This is a genomic window from Alkalimonas sp. NCh-2, from assembly GCF_039631345.1.
Classification (GTDB): domain Bacteria; phylum Pseudomonadota; class Gammaproteobacteria; order Enterobacterales; family Alteromonadaceae; genus Alkalimonas; species Alkalimonas mucilaginosa.
The window spans coordinates 131434-156047 of record NZ_JBDIUV010000001.1; the positions used below are offsets into that span (position 1 = coordinate 131434).

Annotated in this window: 15 protein-coding genes; 8 read left to right on the forward strand and 7 right to left on the reverse strand. The window is 51.4% G+C overall.

Going from position 1 to position 24614, the window contains the following annotated elements:
• Positions 1-11: 11 nt before the first annotated feature.
• Both ABC502_RS00705 and ABC502_RS00710 read right to left on the reverse strand, forming a co-directional pair.
• Positions 12-1388: an MFS transporter gene (locus ABC502_RS00705; RefSeq protein ID WP_345914576.1), complete on the reverse strand. Its 1377-nt coding sequence runs from the start codon at positions 1386-1388 to the stop codon at positions 12-14.
• 66 nt (positions 1389-1454) lie between these two features.
• The gene (locus ABC502_RS00710) at positions 1455-1970 is read right to left on the reverse strand and encodes a gluconokinase, GntK/IdnK-type (RefSeq protein ID WP_345914577.1); all 516 of its coding nucleotides are present in this window, start codon (positions 1968-1970) and stop codon (positions 1455-1457) included.
• 129 nt (positions 1971-2099) lie between these two features.
• Here ABC502_RS00710 and ABC502_RS00715 point away from each other — a divergent pair, with 129 nt between their 5' ends.
• Complete coding sequence (locus tag ABC502_RS00715) at positions 2100-3101, forward strand: LacI family DNA-binding transcriptional regulator (protein ID WP_345914578.1); 1002 nt, start codon at positions 2100-2102, stop codon at positions 3099-3101.
• A 56-nt stretch (positions 3102-3157) separates the two neighbouring features.
• Here ABC502_RS00715 and ABC502_RS00720 read toward each other — a convergent pair whose 3' ends face one another.
• Positions 3158-5614, reverse strand: a complete 2457-nt coding sequence (locus ABC502_RS00720) for a TonB-dependent receptor (protein ID WP_345914579.1) — start codon at positions 5612-5614, stop codon at positions 3158-3160.
• 500 nt (positions 5615-6114) lie between these two features.
• Between ABC502_RS00720 and ABC502_RS00725 the strand changes: the two genes are divergently transcribed.
• The gene (locus ABC502_RS00725; RefSeq protein ID WP_345914580.1) at positions 6115-9045 is read left to right on the forward strand and encodes a di-heme oxidoredictase family protein; all 2931 of its coding nucleotides are present in this window, start codon (positions 6115-6117) and stop codon (positions 9043-9045) included.
• A 90-nt stretch (positions 9046-9135) separates the two neighbouring features.
• Here ABC502_RS00725 and ABC502_RS00730 read toward each other — a convergent pair whose 3' ends face one another.
• From ABC502_RS00730 to ABC502_RS00745, 4 genes are all read right to left on the reverse strand, one after another.
• A complete protein-coding gene (locus ABC502_RS00730; RefSeq protein WP_345914581.1) occupies positions 9136-9879 on the reverse strand; it encodes an SDR family oxidoreductase in 744 nt (247 codons plus the stop codon).
• Positions 9880-10174: 295 nt separating this feature from the next.
• Entirely contained in the window at positions 10175-11557 is a 1383-nt protein-coding gene (locus ABC502_RS00735) for a TolC family protein (RefSeq protein WP_345914582.1), read from the reverse strand.
• Positions 11550-14729, reverse strand: coding sequence for a multidrug efflux RND transporter permease subunit (locus tag ABC502_RS00740; RefSeq protein WP_345914583.1), 3180 nt, complete (start codon positions 14727-14729; stop codon positions 11550-11552). Before ABC502_RS00740 ends, ABC502_RS00735 begins: the two co-directional genes overlap by 8 nt.
• A gap of 9 nt (positions 14730-14738) precedes the next feature.
• Entirely contained in the window at positions 14739-15983 is a 1245-nt protein-coding gene (locus ABC502_RS00745) for an efflux RND transporter periplasmic adaptor subunit (protein ID WP_345915119.1), read from the reverse strand.
• A gap of 509 nt (positions 15984-16492) precedes the next feature.
• Between ABC502_RS00745 and ABC502_RS00750 the strand changes: the two genes are divergently transcribed.
• From ABC502_RS00750 to ABC502_RS00775, 6 genes are all read left to right on the forward strand, one after another.
• Positions 16493-17104 carry a TetR/AcrR family transcriptional regulator gene (locus tag ABC502_RS00750; RefSeq protein ID WP_345914584.1) on the forward strand — a complete coding sequence of 204 codons (612 nt, stop codon included), beginning with the start codon at positions 16493-16495 and terminating at the stop codon, positions 17102-17104.
• Between the two features lie 92 nt (positions 17105-17196).
• The gene (locus ABC502_RS00755; protein ID WP_345914585.1) at positions 17197-17628 is read left to right on the forward strand and encodes a nuclear transport factor 2 family protein; all 432 of its coding nucleotides are present in this window, start codon (positions 17197-17199) and stop codon (positions 17626-17628) included.
• A 222-nt stretch (positions 17629-17850) separates the two neighbouring features.
• The gene (locus ABC502_RS00760; protein WP_345914586.1) at positions 17851-18762 is read left to right on the forward strand and encodes an AraC family transcriptional regulator; all 912 of its coding nucleotides are present in this window, start codon (positions 17851-17853) and stop codon (positions 18760-18762) included.
• Between the two features lie 379 nt (positions 18763-19141).
• Positions 19142-22114 carry a TonB-dependent receptor gene (locus ABC502_RS00765; RefSeq protein ID WP_345914587.1) on the forward strand — a complete coding sequence of 991 codons (2973 nt, stop codon included), beginning with the start codon at positions 19142-19144 and terminating at the stop codon, positions 22112-22114.
• 143 nt (positions 22115-22257) lie between these two features.
• On the forward strand, positions 22258-23823 hold the full coding sequence (locus ABC502_RS00770) for a tryptophan halogenase family protein (RefSeq protein ID WP_345914588.1): 1566 nt from the start codon (positions 22258-22260) through the stop codon (positions 23821-23823).
• Between the two features lie 37 nt (positions 23824-23860).
• Positions 23861-24598, forward strand: a complete 738-nt coding sequence (locus ABC502_RS00775; protein ID WP_345914589.1) for a SapC family protein — start codon at positions 23861-23863, stop codon at positions 24596-24598.
• Positions 24599-24614 lie beyond the last annotated feature (16 nt).

Here is a 24614-nt window from a genome sequence, read left to right on the forward strand (position 1 = left end):
ACAATAATCATTTAGTGCGCAACGGCTTCGCTTTTACGCTGTTGCAGGTCAAACTGAATGGTTACCAGTTGTTGGTTATCCAGCGTGTAATAACGCATCACAAAGGCTGCCAGCAGGGCAATCACCCCAGGGATCACCGAAATTAACAGCACAATGCCGATTTGCGAGCCACTGCTCTGCTGCTCATTGGCAACATAGCCAATCGCCGCTAACAACCAGCCAATCAAGGCCGAGGCGATAGCACCACCCAACTTTTGTGAAAAGGTTGCCGCAGCAAAGGTCATCGCCGTTGCTCTGCGACCTGTTCGCCACTCATTGTAATCTGCGGTGTCTGCGTACATGGAAAATGCCAACGGCGATTTTGGCCCCAGCACAAAGCCAATCGCCAGGTTCAAAGCAAAGATAAGCCCCACCGCATCAGCCGGAACAAAATACAAACTGATAGAAAGAATGCCGGCTAACGCCATCAGTAACACCATCAGGTGCTTCTTATCAAGAAAACGCGTCATCAAAGGGGTGGAGGCAGCCCCAAGTGCTAAGGCCAGCATATAAGATGATAAAAATTCGCCCACCAGGTCGGGCCGCTCCACATAATACTTAAAGTAGTACACTCCGCTGCCGGCACGCATGGTAATGGTCACCATAATAATCAGCGCCAGCGCAAACAGGACCAGCCAGGGCTTATTATTTTTTAAGTCGGCCAAGTCCTGCAGCACCGCGTTGGGCTGGATGCTAACAGGGGTAATACGCTCTTTGGTGGTAAAAAACGTAATTAAAAACATCAGCGCCGCGGCAATGCCAAACACCAGCATGGTCAACTGCCAGCCCAGGACATCATCCCCCTGCCCCAGCAAGGGCACTAATTTAGGCGTTAAATAAGTCACCAGAATACCGCCGCTGAAACCGCCGATAAAACGAAAGCTCACCAGGGTGGTACGCTGCTGGCTGTCACTGGTAATAACACCAGACAATGCCGAGTAAGGAATATTGATCGCGGTGTATACCAGCATCAATAAGGTATAGGTGCCATAGGCCCACACCAGCTTGCCCGTTTCGCCCAAATCCGGTGTCGTGTAGGTCAGCACTCCGGCACCAGCCAGTGGTAATGCCAGCCACAGCAAATATGGCCGGAATTTCCCAAAGCGACTGCGGGTACGATCAGCTACCGCCCCCATAAGCGGATCGGTAAAGGCATCCACAATTTTTGTAACCAGCATCATGGTACCAGCGGCAGCGGCGGAGAGGCCAAAGACGTCGGTGTAATAAATCAGCAAAAAAGCCGAGATATTCGCCCAGTAGAAGTTAAAACCCATATCGCCCAAGCCATAGCCGACTTTCTCAGTCAGGCGCACCGAAGACGTGATCTGTTGTGTTCCTATCTGTGTCATACCCTGTTATCCGTTATTATAATGTCAGCCAACAAGCTAAATTTGATAGCGCAATCAGCCATAAAGCTACGCAGCTAAACACTGCATGATTTGCTGCACCAGTACAGGTGCCGGCACCGTGATATCCAGCATGGTGATATCGGCCTCACCATGACAGCTTTGCATGGTTTCCAGCTGACTTTGCAGCATGGCCGGTGGCATAAAGTGATTTTCCCGCTGCTCCAGACGCTGTGACAGCAGATCCACATCACCTTTTAGATAAAAAAAACAGGCCCGCTCTGCACAACTACGAATTTTTTGCCGGTGTCGGGCGATTAAACCTGAGTAACTTAACACACAAGGTATCTGCTCAACCTTACAGGCCGTAAGCTCATCACAGAGCCTTTGCACCCAACGCTCCCGCAATGCATCTGCCAGCGGAATACCACTGGCCATCATATCTTTTGCTTCCTGGCTGTGATAATCATCGCCCTCAATAAAGCGCCAGCCAAGCTGCTGTGCCAGCAAGGCTCCGACTGTTGACTTACCGCTGCCGGCTACACCCATAATGACAATAGTTCTAATTGCTGTAACGCACATCATGAGCGGCTTCTTCCTGTTAGTATCACGAGTGTGATTGCCAGCTTAAACCAGCACGAATGATTGCGCAACCATTTTGACTAATGTAATCGAATACAGTATGGTCATCGAAAAGGCCACAGAGCGAACCTTATGAGCAGAAAGCCAAACTTAAAAGACGTTGCCAAAGTGGCTGGAGTAAGCGCCATTACCGTATCGCGGGTACTGACAGATCCAGCCAAGGTATCGGATAAATTACGCAAAAAAGTGGAAAAGGCCATTCATGATATTGGCTATATTCGCAATCATGCTGCCAGTGCCCTGGCTTCCAAAAAGTCCGGCGTTCTTGCGGTGATTATTCCATCGTTATCCAACATTGTGTTTAACGATGTCCTGCAGGGGATATACCAGGCAGTGAAAACAAAAAACCTGCAGGTACTGCTGGGGGACTGTCATTATTCACCTTTGGAAGAAGAAAAGCTGATTGTCACGCTGCTCAGTCAGTCACCGGAAGGCTTTATTGTGACCGGTGCGGCGCAAACTGATTATGCCCGCAAGTTGTTACAACAAGCCGATATTCCCGTGGTGCAAATCATGGAGCTCACCAATCAACCCATAGATATGAACATTGGCTTTTCACACTACCAGGCCAGTTATGACATGACAAAGCACCTGTTAGAGCGCGGTTACCGTGCTCCGGCCTTTGTCGGGGCACGCATGGATCCGCGTACTCAGCAGCGGCTGGCAGGCTTTAAGCAGGCGATACTGGATTGGCCGGAGCCATGTCGCAGTTTTGTAAAGACAACGGTGCAGCCTTCGTCCATCAAGCTTGGGGGCCAGCTATTGCAAGCCGTAATTGCAGAATCAGACAGCCAATGCGATGCGTTATTTTGCTGCAATGATGATCTGGCACTGGGAGCCTTGTTTGAAAGTAAACGGATGAATTTGACTGTTCCCAAAGATATTGCCATTTGTGGCTTTAATGATTTAGAAGCTTCTGCCCTGGTAGAGCCGGCGATTACCTCGGTTGCTTCACCCCGGGCTGACATGGGACGGCAAGCGGTAGAAATGTTGTTCAGTGCTGCCGGCCAGGGCCGCCATGCCATTGCTCCGGTCGATGTCGGCTACGACATTAAGGTGCGAAGCTCGACCTGAGTGCAGCGTCATAATAAACAAAGCAGCTGATGACTCAGCTGCTTTGTCGATGGGGATTAATCGAAACTCACCTTTACCCGCATCCCAAAAGTACGGGGTGACTGCCACATGTAATTGGGAACCGGGTTGCTGTTCCAGCGCCCCTGATCCGTTTTAATGGCTCTGTCAGTGACGTTATTAACAAAAGCTTCCAGACTCCAGGTACCGCCTGATGGCATAAATAGCAGGCTCGCATCCAGCTTGGTGTAAGCCCCTTGCCGATCAATATCCGCCGCATATGGCAAGTTACGGAAGCCTTCCGGCCTGTCACCACGGTTGGCTGGATCAAACCAGATCTCAGAAGAGTAACTGGCACGGATACGTGGCCGTAACGAAGCCCCATTACTAAGCGCAAAGAAATGAGCATAGCTCAATGACATACTGAACTCAGGTGCCTGCACTAAGCGATTACCACTAAAATCGAGCAAGTTCGGCAAGTTCGGGTTACCGGCTGATGGGTTAAAGGCAATGCCATCGGCCCCATAGCTGGAATCCGTGGTCAAGAACTCATCATACTTTGCATCCAGATACGCCATGCTACCGTTCAATTCGCCATTACTGCCTACCAACCACTTGGCCTCAACTTCCAAGCCATTGATAGTGGCCTTACCGGCGTTGGTTTTACGCAATAAATCAGCGCCGGTATCCGTGGTCACATTGCTGGTTACCTGCAGATCGGTATACTCAGTGGTAAACAGAGCAGCAAAAACCTGCAACGTATTATCAAGAAATGCACCTTTCAAGCCAAGCTCAATGCTGGTGTTTTCTTCAGGTGCCACATAGGCGTTGGTTCCAGCAGCTTCATTGTTATTGCCGGCAATAATGGCATCTAAATCGGCCTGGGTAAAAGGACCTGAGCCGGTGTAACTACCGCCATCCTGAATGGTGCCGGATTTAAAACCGGTGGCATACGAGGTATAGACCATCACTGTTGGGGATAGATCCCACTCCAGCCGGGCCATACCTGTGGTTTTATCCCAACTGGGGCTGGTATCGTTGTAGGTGTCTACCCAACACTGACCTGGCTGTACCAGCTGCTTGTTTGGTGCCAGGCCATTGAGCAAATTATCAGGGTCCAGCAAGCCAATATAGTCGCTGTTTAGTGGCAGGTTTTCAGTACGTTTTGCCTGTGGGCACATGATATTACGCCCACCGATATCCCACCGCTTATCCTCGGTATAGCGCAAGCCCAGACTAACACGAAATGCATCAGTCACCCGGTAAGTGCTTTGGGCATAAATACTGTTTGATTTTAGCCCACGATCCGGCTGGCGGTAGGTCGACCACAGGTTCGGGTTAGGAGTGTTCCCTCCTTCCCAGTCGGCATCCGGATGCACAATATCAAAGTGAGTGCTGTTGTTCTCTTTAAAGTAAAACAATCCAATCATCCATTGCAGGCGAGCACTGTCATCATTCTTGATCTGAAACTCATGTTGGGTCGCTTCATGAGTGCACTCAACGCAGCCGCCCCACTCATATCTGTCTGGCGTCCAGCTTCTGTCCCAAACCGACTCCCGGGAAGAGTCGGTATAGCCACCGATGTACGACAGCATAATGCCATTATCGAAAGTGTAATTTATCCGGGTACGCAAGCTGTCGATCACAAAATCATTAAAGCCCGGCTCCTGAATATAGGCCGAACGATTTGAGCCACTCACGGTAGGAATATGACCGGTTCCTTGATCGGTAAAGTTTTCATACGACAAAAACCAGTCAAAGTTATCAGTCGGTTGCCACAGAGCACTGATACGGGCGGCTGACAGATCGGTCGAGCCATACTTTTTCCCCATGGCCGAGCCCGGTGCCATAGCCACATAACCATCGGATTTGTCCGTGGCAGCAGCTACCCGGATAGCCAGTGTATCAGTCAGTGGCAGGTTGACCATAGCCCGGAGCGCGCGTCGGTCATAGTTGCCCACTGTGAGTTCAGTATTGGCTTCAAAGTAATCCAGCTGAGGCTTCGCTGTATGCAGGTTGACCACCCCACCGGTAGCATTACGGCCAAACAAGGTGCCTTGTGGCCCACGCAGGATTTCAGCACCTTCCAGATCAAACATCAGCGCCGAGGCACCCTGTGAGCGCGCTGAATAGACGCCATCGATATGAAAAGCAACAGCTGGGTCGCCGCTTTCGGTTTGATCCGACGAACCAATACCACGCAAATAAACCATCGGGGTATTTTGCGTTCCGTTCTGCGCGATATGCAAACTAGGCACGGTGCCCTGTAAATCGTTCAGTTGCAGCACATGGTTATCATCCAGTGCATTTTGATCAAAAGCAGTAACCGCCAAAGGGGTTTCCCGTATCGTCGTTACCCGCCTGGTTGCGCTGACCTGAATCACTTCGATGCCGCGTGACTCGATGCTTTGTTCAGTCACACTGTCTGCTAACGCAGCCGTAGTGGCAGCACTAAGCATGGCTGCCGAAATAAAAATATAACTTTGCTTTAATTTACCAACTGGCTTATTGGCCATCTTCATTTCTCCCCCTGTTGTCTGATTCTATCCGTTGCTTAACTGCTCCGCATAAAGCACGGTTATTAGTATCTACCAATCTGTTTGCGCTAACATCAACAGCGATAATGGCTGCCAACAACCTGAGCAAGACCGGCTATAATCAACCAAATATAGCGAACAAGATCCCACAAGTTGTCGATACCACAAAATGATTGCGCAACCATAAATTGATAAGCAGGGCTAAACTAGTGCGAAAGCCACCACCTTGTCAAGGAAAAAAGTCGCGAAGATCTCTATAAATGGCCTGCTGCAGCTTCAATATCCTTGCTGAAAATGACCTCCAGTGGGGATGCTCCCGCGTTACAAGTTGTCGTAATTTGCTCTATAGATTAACACTTTTGTTGTTGCCTTATAGCGATACAGAGCTTACTGTGTAGGTATTTGAGGTAATTCCTATGGGCATTGTTGTGACAAAAGCGTGCAGCGTTCACCCCCCTCTGGCCTTTAGTTGCCTGCTAATGGTTGCGCTAACTTTATGCGTAACCGGTTGTGGTGGCAGTGATAGCAACCAGCCAATTGATGAACCACCATCCGGAACACCGCCACCGATCGTAGCACCTCCGGTTACACCCGCGCCGGAAGATCCTCCGCCCATTGTTGGACAGCCAAGGCCGGAGCTTGAAGCTGCCCCCACAGCAGATATTAGCCCTTTGCCACAACCAGGAGCCCCGGTCTTACCGGCCCCACCTGAGTGCCTCAGAGTTGCCGAAACCTATGATAAAAGCGCCCCGGCACAGCCAGTCTTTGCGCTCTCGGCCAGCTCTTCCGGTGATGAAAATACGACCAATACCGCAGATAAGGCCATTGATGGCGATGCAAGCACCCGCTGGGAAAGCCGCTGGAGCGGTGAAGCCGATGCTGACAATGCCTGGATTCAATTTGATTTTGCTGAAAAAACAGCCATCGGTTATATGAAGCTGTATTGGGAAAACGCCTATGCAGAAGAGTATGCTGTTTATGTTTCCGATGATGCAGAGAACTGGTATCAGTTACGCTATATCACCGGTGGCCAGGGTGGTACCGAAGAGTTTTTCAATCTGGATGTTTACGCCCGTTATGTCCGCCTGCAAGGGATCCGCCGGCATACGCACTATGGCTATTCATTGTTTCAAGTTGAATTTAAAACACCTGGCAACGATACCTCTATCACGGCCTCAGAAACTTCCTACCTTCCTTACCCGCTTAGTGGCGCCGGGCGCCAGCCTCTGCCGGTACCAGACGAGCCCGTTGAACTGGTGCGATTTACCTTGCCAGATGGCACCCTGGTGACACGCTTTGGGATGGTAGGCCGTTCACGCCATGCACGCGAGCGTGGTGAAGCCTGGAACGAAATTGGCTTTGGGCCGAACGAGACCGTGGATGCACAAGGCAACCCGGTTGATCACGGCCCGGGAGCTCATTTAAATTTTGTCGCCAACTACTTTAAAAACCGCACCTGGGGTGTGGAGTTCATTGACAACAGCAATGTCCCTGGCGTGACTAACCCCAGTATTATTGTGAATCAATATTTTCTACAAGCTCAAAAAGGCGGTGGGCATGCTTTTGTGCGTCGTTTTGACGAGCCTACCGTCACTGGATTTGGCTGGATGAGCCCAGGCAGGTTGCTTGATAACTCAACTTATCTGAGTGATGGAGCCCCCTGCCCGGTGGTAGCTCGCCCGCCTGTAGGTCAACTCTTGCGCCCGGACAGCGGCTATAACGACATTATTGGTGCCAACGATGGTTGCAGTGTTGTGTTTGACACTTACCCCGGACACAGAGCGCTGTCGGAAAATACAGATGGCGTTATGGTGCCAAATGGCGATACCGTTGCCGCCCGTCCACTGCGTAAAGGGGATGTGATTGAGTTTACCGGTTCATTCTTTTCTACCCGCGAGGTGATGGATGCACTGGGCGATGATGGCGGCTTTCGTTATTACACCAATGAACTGACTTATGTGATGGGACTGGGTTTGCGTCCATGGTATGGCGTGCAACCACGCCTGATGAACTCACCACTGCCCGACAGCACCCTGCAGGGAGGCCTGGGCTCTATTTCTTATGACTATGCAGACAACGCCAGCTTTATGTTCCAGCAGCCGCACAGCCATATTGGCATGAATAATATGCAACGCTTTATGGAAGGGCGTCGTTGGTTGCATACCAATTTGTGGAGTGGTGAGCATAACGAAGCAGGGAACGACCGCAATGATGATGGCCGGCAGCTGCAAGGCCCTCGCTTTAACCAATCATCCTGCCTGAATTGTCACATCAGCAATGGCCGCAGTGTGGCCCCATCCGTTCCGAATCAACGACTGGATACCATGGCAATACGTGTTGGAACTACCGGTACCGACGCCAACGGAAACTATTTGCCACACCCATTGTATGGCCAGGCCATGCAAATGAATGCCCGCTCTATCACCACCGGGGCCCGGCAAAACTGGGGGACTGCAGCCTTGGTTGCAGGCTTTACCACAGAGCAGCTGTACTTAGCCGATGGTACACTGGTTGAATTACGTAAACCCCAAATAGCCTTTGAAGGGCCTGAGCCTCCGGTATATTCACTCCGCTCAGCACAGCCATTAATTGGAATGGGCCTGCTGGAGGCTATTGACGATGAAACGATTCTGGCGCGCGTGCGAACCGCACCGGATAGCGACGGGGTTCTGGGAACCGCCAATTATGCCTATGATCCGGAAACTGGCCAGGTACGCCTGGGACGTTATGGCTGGAAAGCTTCGAAAGTCAGTCTTCGTCACCAGGTGGCCAATGCCGCCTTGCTGGATATGTCTGTCACATCGTCCATATACCCCAGCCTTCATTGTCTGTACGGTTCAAAGCATTGCCATGAGGCCAATCCGCCAGAGACCGGCTTACCAGATGAAGCGCTGCAATTAATGACTGAGTACTTGCATCTCTTGGGGGTCCCAGCACAGCGCAGCCTGATCAGTGGCTTCCCCAATGGAGTTTCGCCACTGCCCTACCTCGATGTTGATCCTGAAAAAATAGCCTTGGGTGAAGCGGTGTTTCACGCCATCCGCTGCAATGCCTGCCATATCAGCGAGGTACAAACCAGCGCTCAATCAGCCTTTGATGAAGTTCGTCATCAGCGCATCCGTCCTTACACCAACCTGTTGCTGCATGATATGGGAGCAGGGCTGGCAGACAATTTTTCAGAAGGGCTGGCCAATGGCAGCATGTGGCGCACACCACCCTTGTGGGGGATAGGTTACACCGAATATGTTGCAGCAGGTGCACCTGTAGGCTACTTGCACGATGGTCGGGCCCGAACCCTGACCGAAGCCATTGTATGGCATGGCGGCGAAGCTGAGGTGATTAAAAACCGTTTTATCGATTTACCTACCGGGGAGCGTGAAGCCTTACTGGCATTTCTGAAATCGCTATAACGTAGCAGCAGTGCTTACCGGCCCCGATGATTTCGTGGTGTCGGTAGCGCACTGCTGCTGTTATCCATCTCAGTATTGTTTTACATCAAGTTAAAACGCATGCCCCTTGCTAGACACTGAGCGAATCACCAATTCACCCACATCTACGTTGTCAGGCTGGGAAATCGCATACAAAACTGCATTGGCAACTGCGTCTGGATTTAACGACATGGTGCGTAGTTGCTCTACTAATCCAGCGGCAGCTTCATCGGTAATATCATGACCAAGTTCAGTGGTGGTGACACCGGGAGACAGAACGGTCACACGGGTAGTACTGGATTCCTGGCGCAAACCTTCACTGATCGCCCAAACCGCATATTTACTGGCACAGTAAACAGCACAAGAAGGACCCACAGCATGTGCTCCAGTGGATGCGGTATTGATGATCTGACCATTGCCTTGCTGTTCCATCAGCGGTAATACCGCAGCGATACCATTCAAAACACCTTTAATATTGATATCGATGATCTTGTTCCATTCATCGGTCTTTAATGCGCCCATCGGCGATAAAGGCATAATGCCAGCGTTGTTAAACATCACATCGATACGACCAAAAGTATCTTTGGCAAAGGTCACAAACTCATTCACCTGCCTGACATCGGCTACATCCAATGCATGATAAGCAGCCTGACCACCGGTTTGCTGAATATCACGAACAATGGCGGCTAGCCGCTCGGTACGCCGTGCACCAAGAACGACGATTGCCCCCTGTTTGGCCAGTAATCTGGCCGTGGCTTCACCAATACCACTGCTGGCACCAGTGATTAAAACTACTTTATTCTCGACATGTTGCATGTGCTCTCTCCATTCGTATGTGTCTGTAATGACCATACAAATAGTAGAGACAAAGCCACCGCCTTTGGATACATAGAGCTACAAAGGAATTGCCCATTCCTACGGTATTACCCCGATTTTTAATGGCTGAAATCACTGGCAGATGATGAAACAACAGCTCATCTCACTATGGTTGCTTCCTATCCAGGGAGTTAGGAGAGATCAGGGTACTGAAGGCAAGGTAAGTTTTGATTCGAAGCGCTTAAAATGCAGAGCATAAAAGCCGGACAATTCCGGCTTTTCCCTGTAATCCTCCTTACATCAGCTGGATCCCACCACCAAAACTACGGTAAATACCAACAAGGCGGAGAAAGCTTTGTTGTTGCACCTGCGCCAGTTGATCGCGGCTGCGTAGCAACTCGCGTTCGGCATCCAGCAACTCCAGAAACTCACCGCTGCCGGCCATGTAACGGTTGCGGGCTATTTGCACTGCCTGGTTGCTGGCCTGCCACTGCAGCTCGGTGCTTAGCTGCTGCTCACGGCTAAGGTTGTAACTGCTAAGCGCTAATTGCATCTCGTTGATGGCGGTAAACACCTGCTGCTCAAACTGCGCCAGCGCCATCTGTGAGCTGGCTTTAGCGGCACCAATGCGCGCTCTTACCGAGCCCAGATCAGCGGCCTGCCAGCTTAAGGTTGGCGCCACGGCCCAGCTTTGCGTGTCACTGCCAAGGGTTAAACCGGGGCCAGAGACAAAGCCTAAGAAGCCACTGACCGACAAATTCGGATACAAATCGGCGGTTGCCACACCGATGCCTGCCGTACGCGCAGCGAATACGCGCTCTGCACTTGCTACATCGGCACGGTAACGCAGGTAGTTCTCCCCTGCGACCACCGCCACCGGTTGCTTTAACTCAGGCAAGTGCGGTACAGATCCCAATGTTAACTGGCCCGGCTGCCGCGCCAGCAAAGCCGCTAAGGTTGCCTCAGCCGTTTGCTGCGCGACCCGGTGGGCTGGCACCGATGCCTGCACCTGATGCAGCTGTACATCAATTTGTGCCAGTTCCAGCTCTGAGGCCATACCGGCCTCTAGCCGGGCCAGCACAATGGCCCGGCTTTGCTGCAGGTTGTGTACATTTTGCTCTGCCACCAGCAAACGCAGTTGTGCTCCCCGGTACTCACCATAGCTGGTGGCAATCTGACTGATCAGCTGCAGCTTCGCATCGTGCCATAAAATATCGGCCTGCTGGGCTTCGGCCTCTGCCGCCTCGCTGGCACGACGCAACTTGCCAAACAAATCCAGATCCCAGCTGACACTAGCACCTGTGCTGTAACCACGGGTAATCACGCCGTTATCGGCCGGTGATACCGTGGCATTCTCACTGGCCTGATAACCGGCATCCACTGCTCCCTTCGGCAACAGATCATGGTTGGCATCACGAAAAACCGCATAAGCCCGGTCAACGTTGGCTCTGGCTTGCGCCAGGCTTCGGTTTTCCTGCAAGGCTATGGTAATCAGCTGGTTGAGCGTGGCATCATCAAAGGCCTGCCACCAGTTTTGCAGCTGCTCAGCCTGCTGGTACGGACTGGTAAAAGCAATGTCACCCACCTGTGCCGGCCGCTGATAATCCGGCCCAACCACACAGGCACTGATGGAGGCCACCAGCACAGCAATGGCTGAGCGTTTGATGGTATTACGCATGCTTCACCTCCAGCGCTTCAGTGCTGGTTGGCGCAGACTGCAGTGCTTTTTTCTCAGCCCGTCTGGCCAGCATGTAGTAGAACAGTGGCGTTAAGAGTAAGCCAAAAATAGTCACGCCAATCATACCGGAGAATACCGCCACCCCAAGTGCCTGGCGCATTTCGGCACCAGCACCGCTGGAGAAGGCCATAGGTACCACACCCATGATAAAGGCAATAGACGTCATCAGGATGGGGCGTAACCGTAGACGACTCGCCTCCAGAATAGCTTCCATCGCTTTCATGCCTTGATCTTGCAGTTCTTTGGCGAATTCAACGATCAGGATGGCATTTTTGGTGGCCAAGCCTACCAGTACAATTAAGCCTATCTGGGTCAGGATATTATTGTCACCACCGTAGATCAGCACGCCACTAAGCGCCGATAACAAGGTCATCGGAATAATTAAGATAATGGCCAGCGGCAGGCTTAAGCTTTCGTATTGAGCGGCCAGCACCATAAACACCAGCAAAATCACCAGGGGGTAGATAAAGACGCCGGCGTTACCCGCCAGAATTTGCTGGTAAGTCAGCTCTGTCCACTCGTACGTCATGCCATGTGGCAAGGTTTCCGCCAGGATCCGTTCAATGGCCGCCTGAGCTTCGCCACTGCTGTACCCCGGCGCCGGACCACCGTTGATCTCTGCGGTGGTAAAGCCGTTGTAGTGCATCACTCGATCTGGCCCGGCCGAGTCCGTTACATGGATAAAGGAGCCGAGCGGGATCATCTCCCCTTGCAGATTCCGCACTTTTAACTGACTGATTTGCGCTGCACTCTGACGGAACTGCTCGTCCGCCTGCATATTCACCTGATAGGTACGGCCAAACTGGTTAAAGTCATTGACATAGACCGATCCCATGTAAGCTTGCAGCGTCTGGAAGACTTCATCCAGCGACACACTCTGCTGTTTGGCTTTGGTGCGATCGATAGCCAGATCCAGTTGCGGCACATTGACCTGATAACCGGAAAACACCCCCGCCAGTTCCGGCGTCGCCCAGGCTTTTTGCATCACCTGCATGGTGACATGGTACAGCTCTTCGTAACCATGGTTGGCGCGGTCCTGAATTTGCAGCCGGAAGCCACCAATAGTGCCCAGCCCCATCACCGGAGGAGGCGGAAAAATGGCAATAAAGGCATCTTCAATACCGGAAAACTTTTGGTTCAGCGCCGCCGCTATGGCATTGCCCGATAGCTCTGCACTGCCGCGTTCATCAAAGCCATCCAGACCAACAAAAACAATGCCGGCATTCGGGCTATTGGTAAAACCATTAATGCTCAGGCCAGGGAAAGCAACTGAGTTCGCCACGCCAGGGTGATCCAGAGCAATTTGGGACATTTCCCTTATCACAGCCTCCGTCCGCTCCAGCGAAGCAGCATCCGGTAACTGGGCAAAAGCCACCAGGTACTGTTTATCCTGGCTGGGTACATAACCGGTAGGGGTTGTGGCAAACTGCAAGCCGGTGACACCTACCAATGCAATGTACATCACGCCGACAATAGCGCCATAACGGATCACCTTTTTCACCAACCAGCCGTAGCCGCTGGATAAACGGGCAAAAAAGCGGTTAAAGGGAGCGAATACCCAGGTACCAAATAACTTATCCATACCGCGGGTTAAGGCATCTTTTTTCTCGTTATGGCCTTTTAACAGCAACGCTGCCAGCGCCGGGCTTAGCGTCAGCGAGTTGATGGCCGAGATAAAGGTAGAAATGGTAATGGTTAACGCAAATTGCTTATAAAACTGTCCGGTTAACCCCGACATAAAGGCAGTAGGAATAAACACCGCCGCCAGCACCAGGGTGGTCGCCACAATAGGGCCGGTCACTTCTTTCATTGCTTTTTGTGTTGCCGCCAGTGGCGCCAGGCCTTCACTGATATTCCGCTCGACGTTCTCCACCACCACGATGGCATCATCAACCACGATACCGATGGCCAGTACCAGCCCGTACAGGGATAATGCATTGATCGAAAAACCCAGCAAATGCATAAAGGCAAAGGTACCGACTAAGGATACCGGCACCGCCACCAGTGGAATAATAGAGGCCCGCCAGGTTTGCAGAAACAACACCACCACCAGCACCACCAACAGCACTGCTTCCAGCAGTGTTTTCACCACGGCCTGGATTGAACCACGCACAAACACGGTTGGATCGTACACGATATCGTAGGCCAACCCTTCGGGAAAGTTGTTGGCTAATTCGGCCATTTGTGCCCGTACATCGTTCGAGATTTGGATCGCGTTCGAGCCAGAAGCCTGAAAAATAGGAATGGCAACGGCTTCCTGATTGTTGAGCAAAGAGCGCAACGCATAGTTGGATGCCCCCAGTTCGACCCGGGCAACATCCTTTAACCGGCTGATTTCGCCATTGGCACCCACCTGAATGATAATGTCTTCAAACTCTTCAACCGTGGTTAAACGGCCTTTGACATTGATCAGCAACTGAAACTCAGCATCCCGGCTGGGCTGGGCACCTAAACTACCGGCTGCAGCTTGCTGGTTCTGCTCGCGAATGGCGGCAGCGATTTGTGTGGGTGATAAGCCCAAGGCGGCTACTTTATTCGGATCCAGCCAGATACGCATGCTGTAGTCACCGGCACCAAACAGCTGAACGTTACCCACGCCGTTAATCCGCGCCAATTCATCTTTCACGTTCAGTGCGGCATAGTTGGACAGATACAACATATCGTAACGCTGATCGGGCGAGGTTAAGTGCACCACCATGGTGAGATCGGGGGACGATTTCTCAGTCACCACGCCAAGACGCTGCACTTCCTGCGGTAACCGGGGCATGGCACGATCGACTCTGGCCTGCACCTGACTTTGTGCCAAATCCGCATCGGTTCCGATGGCAAAGGTGATGGTTAATGTCATCCGGCCATCCGAGGTGGCCTGCGATGACATATAGAGCATATTCTCCACACCGTTAATTTCCTGCTCCAACGGTGAGGCAACCGTTTGTGCAATCACTTGCGGGTTGGCTCCCGGGTAATTCGCTGTCACCACCACCGTTGGCGGCACTACCTCCGGATACTCGGTCACCGGCAACTGCCACACCGCTATGGCTCCGGTGATAAAAAACAGCAGGGAGATCACCGCAGCGAAAATAGGCCGCTTAATAAAAAATTGCGAGAACATAGTGCTTCCTTATCCCTGATCCGCCGCACGACTGGCCTTAGCCGTCAATGCCATGCTGGCTTGATCCAGCTGTTGCTGTTCACGACGCAGATTGGCCAATTGCTCCGTGGTTGCCATTGGCACCATTCGGGGCTCGATCTGCATATTGGGCATGACCCGCTGCAGGCCATTGACAACAATCCGATCCTCAGCCGATAAGCCCTCACGCACAATGCGCAGACCATTGACCTTGTCACCCAGCGTAATTGCACGGTACTCCAGCTGATTATCATCCCGCACCAGCAACACAAATTTGTTGTTCAAATCCGTTCCTATTGCTTTCTCATCAATCAAAACGCCGTCGTACGAATGACTTCCGACCAATCGGACGCGGGCAAATAAACCAGGCAGTAAATCGTTCTCGCTGTTATCAAATCGGGCCCGGATGCGAATGGTCCCGGTCTGCTGATTGATGCGGTTGTCGACAAAATCAATACTGCCGGTATAACGAAATGCCGGATCATCGGCCAAAGCCATATACACCGGGTTGGCGGCGGCATCGCGCGGATCGGCCCGTTTGCCTGCACTGGTTAACCGGCTGTATTTCAGATAGTTTTGCTCATCCACATCAAAGTACGCATACATGGTATCGGTCGAAACAATGCTGGTCAGCAGACTTTGGCCAGCCTGGACATAGTTGCCGGCTGTAACCTCAGCATAGGAAACCCGGCCGCTGATTGGGGCTGTAATGCGGGTATAGCTTAAGTCCAGCTCAGCACGTTGCAACGCAGCTTCGACCGAAGCCACGGCAGCTGCCGTTTGCTGTTTACGGGCCAGGCGGCTGTCCAACACTTCAGCCGATATAGCACGCTGCTGACTCAAGGTTTCCGCCCGGCGGTATTCACTCTGTGCCAGCGCAGCCGCACTTTTTGCACTAAGCAGCTCAGCGTTCAGCCTGGCCACTTCAGCTGCGAAAGGCCACGGCTCTATCTGCAGCAGCAAATCACCTTGCTGCACCAGGGCTCCTTCCTGAAAATGGATTTGCTCTATGTACCCTGAAACACGTGGCACCAGTTGCACCGTTTCCGGTGCCTGCAAGCGGCCGGTAAATTCATCCCACTCGGTAATGCGTTCATACACTACCTCGGCCACACTCACTTGCATTAGTGCAGGTGTCTGTTGCTGATCCCCAGCTTCCGGTTGGCTGCAGGCCGCCAAAACCAGCGTTGCCGCGCTGGCGAGTAGCAGACTTTTTATCTTGTTGCTGGTATCCATCACATTGTTCTCCACACTATAGCGATTGCATATTAGCGATTGCATAACGATTGCTTGCTAGCTGTTGCCTGGCTGAGGCTTGGCTTAGAATTTTCTTCAGGCAGCTGAATTTTGTACCGAGTGGTAAATATATAGGACCGTGAAAAACTGTCAATTTATTTTTGTACCGATCAGTAAGTAACTTTCATGCTAAGGCAGAACAATTTGTTCTAAACAGGAGCACCAGCAACTTTGCCGCAGTGCCCGGCGCTGTATACAGTGCGCATTAGCTGATGGTGGTATGGCATGGTAAACAAAGCGGTCAAACGCCTTAATACCTAAAGTCGCCTGATTCTTGCCTGATACTGCAGTGACGCCGATCAGCGACAATGCAATGAACGAATGTGCAGATAGAGGTGTCTTAGTGGATGCCCGGTGTGGCTTTGTGTACCCTTTGGTAAAAAACCACACTGGACAAGGGGGCTTCGGCTATTTACCATATTAGTAAGTTTTTATTCAGGAGCTGAACAATGTCCGCAGTAAGTTGCACTCCTACCATGGGCCGCCCACGCGCTTTTGATGTGGATACAGCGCTGGAAAAAGCACTGGAAGTATTCTGGCGCAATGGCTATGACGGCACCTCGTTATCCGATTTAACGGAAGCCATGGGCATTAACAAGCCCAGTTTATATGCCGCCTTTGGGAATAAAGAGCAATTGTTTTTAAAGGCCATCGAGTTCTACGAAAACAGAGCTTGCTCGTTTTTCCTGCCCGCACTGGAAAAACCAACCGCATACGAAGTGGCCGAGCATATGCTGTATGGTGCAGCGATGAATATGACTGATAGTGACCATCCGCAGGGATGCATTGTGGTGCAAGGTGCTTTGTCTTGCAGTGAAGCGGCAGCCACCGTAAAAGAAGCGCTGAAAAACCGTCGGGTCGAGGGGGGTGAAAAACTCTGTGAGCGCTTTAAAAGGGCCATTGCAGAAGGTGATTTACCAGCGGATGTGGATGCGGAGGTGCTGGCATGCTATCTGGGCACTGTGTTGCAAGGTATGGCGATTCAGGCCACAAATGGCGCCACCTCCGAGCAACTGCGCCAGGTGGCGCAAATGACACTGCAAGCCTTTCCTCGTCGCTGAGAAGCCGTAAATAATACGCACTGCGCACTTGACCTAAACTTAACTTGAGGTTTTACACTAACGGCAGTTTTTGGAAAACCTCAGGAAGCATGATGTCTGCAGATACAGCCAATCAACTCGAATTCACATCCTCCCTGTTACCCTTTACTGCGCCAGCCTTGCAGCAAAGTGCAGAGCAGCTGCTGCAAAAGCTGCAACAGGCGGTAAATCAGCGTGATCTAACTGCACTTGCCTCCTGCTACGCGGAACAGGCCATGTTAGTCAATATTCTGGGGCAGCGACTGTCTGGCCGGCAGCAAATTGTCGATTACTTCAGCGGCAGTCTTGAACTGCATCGTGATGAATACCTGAGTTATGCCTTGGTGCATGCCATGGCCGTCAATAACGACTGTGCAGTGCTGAATGTGAAACAGCAGTGCATCAGCCATCTTGATAACCGCCCTACAGGCATTAGTACAGCACCGCTTTGGGTGATCCACCGTCAAGCCGGTGACTGGCAAATTCTGGCCTGCAATTCGGTCTAGCTTTTTCCGCACTTACTTGTAGCATCCGTTTATGCTGGCGCCCAGGTTGGAAAGTATCCTCTGGACTATAGTCACCCGGGTACCTAAGGCTATCGGCTGAACTCGATATCACTGCCTTAAACTCCAGACTCCTTGCCTGATCCTGCAAAGTACAGTGGTAACGATAGGCAAAGCCGGGTTAGCTGCTTATACTTCGTTTATCAGTAAGATGGAGATACAAATATGACCGATGAACGTGAGCGTTTACGCCTGCAAGTGCTGCAACCATTGCAGGCAGCGATCCAGTCCACCGGTTTTCACGATACCATCATCCCCGGTGTCAGGCTGTACCGCAGTGATGGCCCGACAGCAGCAGTCCCAACGATTTATGAGCCAACCTTATGTTTACTGGTGCAGGGCTCCAAACAAGTTTGGATGGGCGATGAACGGCTGCAGTATCATGAGTTGCAGTACTTGCTGGCTCCGGTTACCTTGCCGGTAAGTGGAAAGGTCATTACTGCCAGTCCGAGCAAGCCTTATCTTGCTTTAAGCGTCAGTCTGGACTTGCGTGAACTGACCGATCTGGTGATTGACCTGGCTGATAAAGTACCACAGCCAACTGCACCCGCCCGAGGCATTGCAATGGGCGACGCGGATATCGAGTTGGTATCCGTGTTCCATCGCCTGATTCAGCTGATGCAATCCCCACAGGATATTTCGGTATTGCTACCATTACTGAAACGGGAAATGCTGTATCGCTTATTGCTGGGGCCAGTCGGCAGCCAGTTACGCGAATTCACCCTGATAGGCAGTCAGGCACATCGTATCAGCAAGGTGATTGACATCCTGCACCAGCGTTTTCACGAGCCACTGCGCATCAAAGAGCTGGCAGATGCCGTGCATTTGAGTGAGTCGGCGCTGTTTCAAAGCTTTAAAGCGGTCACTTCTATGTCCCCGCTGCAGTTTCAAAAACAACTCCGTTTAAACGAGGCACGGCGCATTATGTTGCTGGAAGGTCTGGAAGCCGCGACCGCCAGCTACAAAGTTGGTTATGAAAGCCCGTCTCAATTCAGCCGTGAATACAGCCGTTTTTTTGGTGCTCCACCACAAGCTGATATTCGCCGTTTAAGACTCCCCACGAACCACCCAAGCTGATGCATCAGAGTTATGCGCCAGCACATAGCTCAAGCAAACGCATGCATAAACAGCCAAGTTAAAACGGCAATGTAAGCGCTTCCAAATCATTTAATTAATCACCCACTCCACAGGCAATGTCTCCGCTCCAAATTGCACAATAAAAAATCAAATCCACCACCCAAAGGACGTTGGGAAAGCCAAAAAATAAATTACTTCTAATTGATAAATAAAGACTTTTAAATAAATCGCTTATAAATCAATCTTTTTGTATTGACGACTGAAAAAAAATCACCTAACTTTATGAAAGCGCTTACAGTTGAGTCTTGAAGTATTGGCCACCTGTCTGGCGACTACTTTATTAAAAACAAGAACCAAATATTGTCGACAGGGAATTAACATGAAACCGCACACTTTTAGAAAGACCAGACTGGCTACCAGCTTATCTTTAATTCTGGGTATGGGCGTCTCACTACCCAGCCTGGCTCAGGATGCCCTGGCTGCAGAGCCAGCTACAGATATCGAGGTGATTGCCGTAACAGGTATTCGTGGCAGCTTAACCAACTCTATGGCCGTTAAACGCAGTTCAACCGGTATCGTTGATGCCATTTCAGCAGAAGATATCGGTAAATTTCCCGACACCAATCTGGCAGAATCGCTGCAACGGATCAGTGGCGTGTCCATCGATCGCGTCAATGGCGAAGGCAGCAAAGTGTCTGTTCGGGGCTTTGGCGCCGACTACAATCTGGTCACACTCAATGGCCGCCAAATGCCGGTCACAACCGGCTCACGGTCATTTGACTTTGCCAACATCGCCTCAGATTTAATCAGCGGGGCTGAAGTCCATAAAACCAGTTTCGCTTCCAACCCAACAGGTGGTATTGGTTCCACCATTGATATTCAAACATTGCGGCCACTGTCGGCCGGTGGTGACAGAGCTCTGCTGAGTATTGCCGGTGTGCATGACACCTCATCAGAACGAGGCTCATCGATCACACCAGAGCTTTCGGGCATTTATTCAACAACCTTTGATAATAATAAGTTTGGTGTGTTGATTGCAGCCAGCTATCAGGAGCGTGACAGTGGCAGTCAACAAGCCAACGTGGGTACCGGCTGGCGTAGTTTCCCAGGGATCACCGACAATGATTGGTCAGGCGATAATGCCGACTGGGGGGGCGTGCCACAGCAAAACCAGGTGAACCGTCCGGGCCCGAATGATGTGTATTCAGTACCACAAACCACCATATACAAATTTGAAGAACAGCAGCGGGTACGTACCAATGGTCAGTTAGTGCTGCAATATGCGCCGACCGATACCCTCAAAACAACGCTGGATTACACCTATATGCGCAATGACATCGACACGCAATACAACGACGTGTCGGCGTGGTTTACCTTTGCCCCATCACAAAACGTCTGGACTGACGGGCCAGTTGCATCACCACTGATTTACTCTGAAACCTATGATACTGCAGCAGACCTGTCGATGGCCGCAGGCGATTATGGCGTGCGTAACCAAAGTGGCTCGCTGGGTCTTAACATCGAATGGCAAGCCAGCAATGCGCTGAAACTGACCTTTGATGCCCATCAATCCACAGCCGAGTTCAAACCGAATAATGCCTTTGGTTCAGATAATACCCTGAGCACTGCTGCATTTATTCGCACCAGCGCAGCTACAGATTTCAGTGGCCCCCGGCCCTTGCTGTCTGTCGGTGGCGGCAACAGTGTACAACCGTCCGATATGATGGTGACCGGTAGCGTATTTGGTAACGCCACCAATAAATCTGAAATCGGTCAATATCAGTTAACCGGTGAGTATGTGTTTGAGCAAAGAGGCAGCATTGATTTTGGCATCGCACTGAACAATGTGGATAACCGCTCCCGCTCCGTAAATGTCCAGCGTAACGATTGGGGTGGTGTTGGTCAGGCCGGCGACTTTGACGAATCGTTCTTTCCGGCAGAGACCATTCAGGATAAATTTAGTACCGGCACCGGTGATTTCTCACTGGCACCCGGCCAGACGTTCGAGGTGCTAGATCGTATTTTCATGTGGAACTTTGGCATGCTAAGAGATCGGGCTGAAATGTTATACACACCAGTCGGGTATGTGGGTGCGGGAGATTGCGGTACCGATTTTTGCCCATCGACGGACTACGCCAGCGACGTGGACCGTTACACCAAAGAGAAATCACAATCGGTGTTTTTACAGTACAACTACGAGTCTGACTTCAATGGCCGGCAGTATGATTTCCATATTGGTATGCGTTACGAAAAAACCAACGTCACTTCTACCTCTGCGGTAGCCAGCTACGATGGTGCCAACTGGATTGCTGAAACCGAAATTGAATTGCAAGCCAGCGGCCTGCGCGAACTCCAGACCCAAAAAGGCAGCTACAATTACTTCCTGCCAAGCATTAATTTCAATATTGAAATCATTGACGATGTGATATTGCGCGCCGCCTACAGTGAAACCATTGGCCGCCCAGACTATGTAGCCATTCAAGGGGGTACCGTGGTGAACACCCTGGCCAACCGCGGTGGTGGTGGAGGCTCAGCGGGGAATCCAAGCCTGCTGCCACTGGAGTCAAAAAATATCGACTTCTCGGCCGAATGGTACTTTGCTCCCTCAAGCTATGTCTCTGTGGGTTACTTCCGCAAAAACACCTCCAATTTTATCAGCAACACCGTGGTGGAATCGACGATTTACAATATTCCTAACCCGGTCAATGGCCCTAAATATGCTGAAGCTATAGCTGCGGTCGGTTCAGATGCACAGGCCATCCGCAACTGGATTTTCGCCAATTATCCGAATGCTCCGGGTGTTGATGTCGCCAATGGTGTGATCAGCGGGGTAGCCGGCGAAGACAATGACCTGGTGTTTAGGATCGACACCCCATCAAACAGCAGTGTATCTGAAGTCATTGATGGCTGGGAGTTTGCCATTCAACATGTGTTTGGCGACTCTGGCTTCGGGATACTTGCCAACTACACCCTGGTGAACAGTGAGAATGATTACAACAACTTTATTCTGGCAGATCAGCCGGCTATCCTGGGGATCAGTGATACGGCGAACGCAGTGTTGTTTTATGAAAAAAATGGTTTTCAGGCTCGTATCGCCTATAACTGGCGGGACCAGTTCTTAAGTTCACGTGGCCAGGAGACCGGTGCAAATCCGCAGTATACCGAGGCTTATTCCCAGATTGACGTGTCAGCCAGCTATGACTTGCCAATGGTACAAGGGCTAAGCCTGTATGTGGAAGCATTAAATATCACCAATGAATACCAACGTATCCATGGCCGCGCTAAAGAGCAGGTATTAAGCCTGGTGGAAACTGGCCCACGCTACAGCATTGGTGCCCGTTACGTGTTCTGACCAGATGGCGCTACCCAACAAGGCCATAGCATTATGGCCTTTTATTTACCGATAACTTCAATGCTGCCAGCAGATACGTTATCTTGACTATGTTCTGCATAACAGCCAGGCCCTGACCAGGTCTTCACAGCGGTAATGATCAGATGGATACAGTGATTAAACAGATAGTGATTGTCGGTGGAGGAACCGCAGGCTGGTTAACTGCGGCCATACTGGCTGCTGACCACAATGCCGATCAGGGACGCTTACTCACGCCTGCCACGCTGCAGATTACCCTGATTGAATCGCCCGATATTGCCTCTATTGGTGTAGGTGAAGGCACCTGGCCGTCCATGCGCAACACACTGCAACGTATTGGCATCAGCGAAACCGATTTTCTAAACAGCTGCGATGCCAGCTTTAAGCAGGGTTCGCAGTTTATTAATTGGTGCACGAACACCACCGATAGTTATTTTCATCCTTTCAGTCTGCCGATAGGCACAGCCGAGATGGCTATTTGCCCATATTGGTTGCCTTTTCGCCAGCAGGTTGCTTTTGCTGACGCCGTCAGCCCGCAACCCCGGCTCTGTGCGGCCGGCCTGGCACCAAAGCAAATTTCCACCGCCGAATACAGCTTTATCAATAATTATGGTTATCACCTGGACGCCGGAAAATTCAGTAACCTGTTACAACAACATGCAACTGAGAAGCTTGGTGTACACCATGTGAAAGCGCATATAGCGCAGATCACCAACAACGCCAACGGTGATATTGCGACTCTCGTTACCGCAGATGGCACGGTGATAAGTGCCAACCTGTTCATCGATTGCAGCGGTACGGCTTCGCTCCTGCTAGGCAAACATTACGCCGTGCCTTTTGTCCCGCAACAACACCGGCTATTTAACGATTCAGCCCTGGCGCTGCAAGTACCTTATGATCAGCCTGATGCCGCTATCGCCTCCTGTACCGTCTCTACCGCTCAGCCCTCTGGCTGGGTGTGGGACATAGGGCTGCAGTCACGCCGCGGTGTGGGCCATGTGTATTCCTCCGCCCATTGCTCTGACGAGCAGGCCGAGCAACAGCTGCAGCGCTATTTGCACCAATCCGGGGTGACCGATACCGCCCAGCTTAACTGGCGCAAACTTAGCTTTAAGCCTGGACACTACAACAAATGCTGGCACCACAATTGTGTCGCTATTGGGATGGCAGCCGGTTTTATCGAGCCGTTGGAGGCATCTGCCTTAGCCTTGGTAGAGTGGAGCGCCAACTACCTTTCTGCCCAATTGCCCCTGCCCGTCTCCTTGCTAACGCTGGCTGCCGAACGGATGAACCAGGCTTTTACCCGGCATTGGCAGCAAATTATTGAGTTTTTAAAGTTGCATTATGTACTGAGTAAACGCAGCGATCATGCTTACTGGCATGATCATCGTGAATCCTCCAGCATACCCGAGCCATTGCAACAGTTGGTGCAGCTATGGCAACACAAAGTACCATCAGCTCAGGATATTACCCACAGCGATGTGCTGTTTCCGGCGGCCAGTTACCAGTACATTGTGTACGGTATGCATATGAATACCCAGCCTTATAGCCACTTAAAGCCATCACTGGTGCAACAAGCCGATCAGTTATTTGCTGAAAACGCCAAGCGCAGAGCCCACCAGGCGGCGGCATTACCCGATAACCGGCAGTTACTGAACAAAATACGCCAGTATGGCTTACCACCTATTTAACGAATAACAATAATAACTTACGCAACAGGATAGAATGATGAGCAAGCATGTACTACTAAACAGCGTCGAGCATCTGGATCTGAAAATCATCACCAGCCGCGGCGCTGAATTTGGCGACAATGTCTGGTTTACCCCGACGTTCCCGCAAGAATTTCGCAGTGTCCAGGCGCATTACCCGATTTTCTTCCATAAAGATGCCGCCACCGGCCAGTTTTTTTCGGTGGCGGTATTTGGCTTTACCCACCAGGAAAACCTGTTTTTACAGGACAACAACTGGCAGGGGTATTACCTGCCACTGACCGTTCGCCGCCACCCGTTTTTAATTGGCAAGCAAGCGGTAGTCGAAGACGGGGTCGAGCACATCCAACATATGATCCATCTTGATCTGGACAGTCCGCGGGTCAACAAAGAGCAGGGCGAAGCACTGTTCTTACCGCTGGGTGGCAGCAGCCCCTATCTAGACGACGTATCCGCCATGCTGCAAACCATTCATCAGGGCCTGCAGGACAACACGGCCTTTATCGATTTATTGCTGCAACACAAGCTGCTGGAGTCGTTCACCCTGGATATTCAGTTGGATGACGGCAGCAAACACCAGATGATGGGGTTTTATACCATTAACGAAGACAGCCTGGCAGCATTACCTGCCGAGGTGTTGGCTCAATTACATAACCAGGGCTATTTAGAGGCCATCTATATGGCGATTGCGTCACAGTCGAATATCCGCAGTCTGTTGCGGTTAAAAAACCAGCTGAACGCCAGCACTGTGGCTTAAGCGGAAGGTAACCATC

What these genes read in the sequence shown, in the direction of transcription:
- ABC502_RS00710 (WP_345914577.1), bottom strand. Translation starts at nt 1,970, where the DNA reads ATGATGTGCGTTACAGCAATTAGAACTATTGTCATTATGGGTGTAGCC.
- ABC502_RS00740 (WP_345914583.1), bottom strand. Translation starts at nt 14,729, where the DNA reads ATGTTCTCGCAATTTTTTATTAAGCGGCCTATTTTCGCTGCGGTGATC.
- ABC502_RS00750 (WP_345914584.1), top strand. Translation starts at nt 16,493, where the DNA reads ATGTCCGCAGTAAGTTGCACTCCTACCATGGGCCGCCCACGCGCTTTT.
- ABC502_RS00715 (WP_345914578.1), top strand. Translation starts at nt 2,100, where the DNA reads ATGAGCAGAAAGCCAAACTTAAAAGACGTTGCCAAAGTGGCTGGAGTA.
- ABC502_RS00775 (WP_345914589.1), top strand. Translation starts at nt 23,861, where the DNA reads ATGAGCAAGCATGTACTACTAAACAGCGTCGAGCATCTGGATCTGAAA.
- ABC502_RS00760 (WP_345914586.1), top strand. Translation starts at nt 17,851, where the DNA reads ATGACCGATGAACGTGAGCGTTTACGCCTGCAAGTGCTGCAACCATTG.
- ABC502_RS00725 (WP_345914580.1), top strand. Translation starts at nt 6,115, where the DNA reads ATGGTTGCGCTAACTTTATGCGTAACCGGTTGTGGTGGCAGTGATAGC.
- ABC502_RS00770 (WP_345914588.1), top strand. Translation starts at nt 22,258, where the DNA reads ATGGATACAGTGATTAAACAGATAGTGATTGTCGGTGGAGGAACCGCA.
- ABC502_RS00705 (WP_345914576.1), bottom strand. Translation starts at nt 1,388, where the DNA reads ATGACACAGATAGGAACACAACAGATCACGTCTTCGGTGCGCCTGACT.
- ABC502_RS00745 (WP_345915119.1), bottom strand. Translation starts at nt 15,983, where the DNA reads ATGGATACCAGCAACAAGATAAAAAGTCTGCTACTCGCCAGCGCGGCA.
- ABC502_RS00765 (WP_345914587.1), top strand. Translation starts at nt 19,142, where the DNA reads ATGAAACCGCACACTTTTAGAAAGACCAGACTGGCTACCAGCTTATCT.
- ABC502_RS00735 (WP_345914582.1), bottom strand. Translation starts at nt 11,557, where the DNA reads ATGCGTAATACCATCAAACGCTCAGCCATTGCTGTGCTGGTGGCCTCC.
- ABC502_RS00730 (WP_345914581.1), bottom strand. Translation starts at nt 9,879, where the DNA reads ATGCAACATGTCGAGAATAAAGTAGTTTTAATCACTGGTGCCAGCAGT.
- ABC502_RS00720 (WP_345914579.1), bottom strand. Translation starts at nt 5,614, where the DNA reads ATGGCCAATAAGCCAGTTGGTAAATTAAAGCAAAGTTATATTTTTATT.
- ABC502_RS00755 (WP_345914585.1), top strand. Translation starts at nt 17,197, where the DNA reads ATGTCTGCAGATACAGCCAATCAACTCGAATTCACATCCTCCCTGTTA.